2 protein-coding genes and 1 pseudogene are annotated in these 2,205 nt (G+C 66.8%); 2 read left to right on the top strand and 1 reads right to left on the bottom strand.

Translation table 11 applies throughout. The features are described 5' to 3' along the window. Positions 1–257, top strand: a pseudogene (locus AC0CH3_RS17665) (hypothetical protein); the annotation flags it as partial. Between the two features lie 41 nt (positions 258–298). Here the strand turns inward: AC0CH3_RS17665 and ispG are convergent. Continuing rightward, positions 299–1,438, bottom strand: a complete 1,140-nt coding sequence (ispG, locus tag AC0CH3_RS17660; RefSeq protein ID WP_354301195.1) for a flavodoxin-dependent (E)-4-hydroxy-3-methylbut-2-enyl-diphosphate synthase — start codon at positions 1,436–1,438, stop codon at positions 299–301. Between the two features lie 115 nt (positions 1,439–1,553). Between ispG and AC0CH3_RS17655 the strand changes: the two genes are divergently transcribed. Then, positions 1,554–2,075 carry a DUF1993 domain-containing protein gene (locus AC0CH3_RS17655; protein WP_354301193.1) on the top strand — a complete coding sequence of 174 codons (522 nt, stop codon included), beginning with the start codon at positions 1,554–1,556 and terminating at the stop codon, positions 2,073–2,075. Positions 2,076–2,205: the final 130 nt, after the last annotated feature.

Here is a 2,205-nt window from a genome sequence, read left to right as displayed (position 1 = left end):
CCCCCGCCACCCTGGATCCCGACCGTCGTCAGGATGACGGAAAAGAGGAAAACCCGCCCCCCATTCCCGTGCCCCGCACGCGAGACGCGATCACCCGCGCGCCCTCCCCGCTCGTGCTGAGCGAAGCCGAAGCACCGCCCAAACCGCAACGTTCGTCAACCCACCCCGTCATCCTGACGAAAGTCAGGATCCAGAGCCAGGCAGCGCCACCCCCCGCCACCCTGGATCCTGACTTTCGTCAGGATGACGGAATGTAGTGACGGCCCTCAAACGCAGCCAACCGCCCGGCAAACCCCACTTATTCCGCCGCCATCTCCGGCACCAGCGCCGCGACCGCGGCATCCGCCGCCTCGATCTCCGCCGCCTTGGCCTCGACCAGCTTGACGATGTGGTTCACCATGTCCGCGTCCTGGACATGATGGTCGGTCACCCCCGACAGATACACCATGTGATTGCCGTTGCCGCCGCCGGTGATCCCGATATCGGTCTCGCGCGCCTCGCCCGGCCCGTTCACGACGCAACCGAGCACGCTGAGCGACATTGGCGTCCGGATATGCTGCAACCGCTCCTCCAGCGCCTGGACGGTGCGGATCACGTCGAAGCCCTGCCGCGCACAGCTCGGGCACGACACGACGCGCACGCCGCGGTTGCGGATGCCGAGCGCCTTCAAAATCTCGAACCCGACGCGCACCTCTTCCTCGGGCTCGGCCGAGAGCGAGACGCGGATCGTGTCGCCGATCCCGTACCAGAGCAGGCTGCCCATCCCGATCGCCGACTTGACCGTACCGCCGACGAACCCGCCCGCTTCGGTGATGCCGAGATGGAGCGGGCAGTCGACCTGTTCGGCGAGCTGCTGATACGCCGCGACCGCGAGGAACAGGTCGGACGCCTTCACCGCGACCTTGAACTCGTGGAAATCATGGTCCTGCAGCAACTTGATATGATCGAGCGCCGATTCGACCAGCGCATCGGGGCACGGCTCGCCATATTTCTCGAGCAGATGCCGCTCGAGGCTCCCGCCGTTCACGCCGATCCGGATCGCGCAGCCATTGGATTTCGCCGCGTCGACGACCTCCTTCACGCGGCTTGCAGACCCGATATTGCCCGGGTTGATCCGCAGGCACGCCGCCCCCGCATCCGCCGCCTCGAGCGCGCGCTTGTAGTGGAAATGGATATCCGCGACGATCGGCACGCGGCTCGCGCGGACGATCTGTTTCAGCGCGCTGGTCGATTCGACGTCGGGGCAGCTGACGCGGATGATGTCGACGCCCGCCTCTTCGCAGCGGCGGATCTGGTCGACCGTCGCCTTGATGTCGTCGGTCGGCGTGTTGGTCATCGTCTGCACGGTGACGGGCGCATCGCCGCCGACGGGGACGTTGCCGACCATGATCTGGCGGCTCGTACGGCGGGTGATATCGCGCCAGGGACGAAGGGACATGAAGATTCCTCGTGGGTTCACCGCCGTATATAGCGGCTGGACGCGGCGAGCGAAACAACGCTGGCACATGCCGCCGCACGGCCATAGGTTGCCGCATCTCAGCGGAGCCCGATCGATGACCCTGTCCCTCTACGATGCGACGATCCCCTCCAATCTCCAGGTCCTGCGCGCGCTCGACGCGCTGCTCGACAAGGCGGAAGCCTTCGCCGCCGAGCGCGGGATCGACCCCGCCACGCTGATCGACGCAAAGCTCGCCGACGACATGCTCCCCTTCGGCTATCAGGTGAAGTCGTGCGTCGCGCATTCGGCGGGCGGCGTGCAGGGCGTCCGCGCCGGCGTCTTCTCGCCCGACCGCAGCGCGTGGCCGACCGATTTCGCCGGGCTCCACGCCGCGGTCCAAGGCGCGATCGCAACGCTCGAGGCCTATGACCCGGCCGAATTCGACACGCTCGCCACCGCCGCGACGAAGTTCGAATTCGGCAGCTATGTCATGCCCTTCACCGGCGCCAACTTCCTTTTGTCCTTCTCGCAGCCCAATTTCTACTTCCACGCCAGCATCGCCTACGCGATCCTGCGCGCGCAGGGCGTCCCGCTCGGCAAACGTGACTTCCTCGGCGTCCCCCGCATGGCTGGCTGAGCGAGAAGAACCCCCGCTCCACATCCTCCCCCGCGAACCACCCCAAATCCTCCCCCGCCAGGGGGAGGTGGCAGGCGCAGCCTGACGGAGGGGGAGGAAAGGGTAACGTCTGTCGTGCGTCCTCCCCCTC

Source organism: Sphingomonas sp. AC449, from assembly GCF_979253475.1.
This window is presented reverse-complemented; position numbering and strand designations above follow the sequence as displayed.

Coding starts and splice junctions, on each gene's coding strand:
- AC0CH3_RS17655 (WP_354301193.1), top strand. CDS start 1,554: ATGACCCTGTCCCTCTACGATGCGACGATCCCCTCCAATCTCCAGGTC.
- ispG (WP_354301195.1), bottom strand. CDS start 1,438: ATGTCCCTTCGTCCCTGGCGCGATATCACCCGCCGTACGAGCCGCCAG.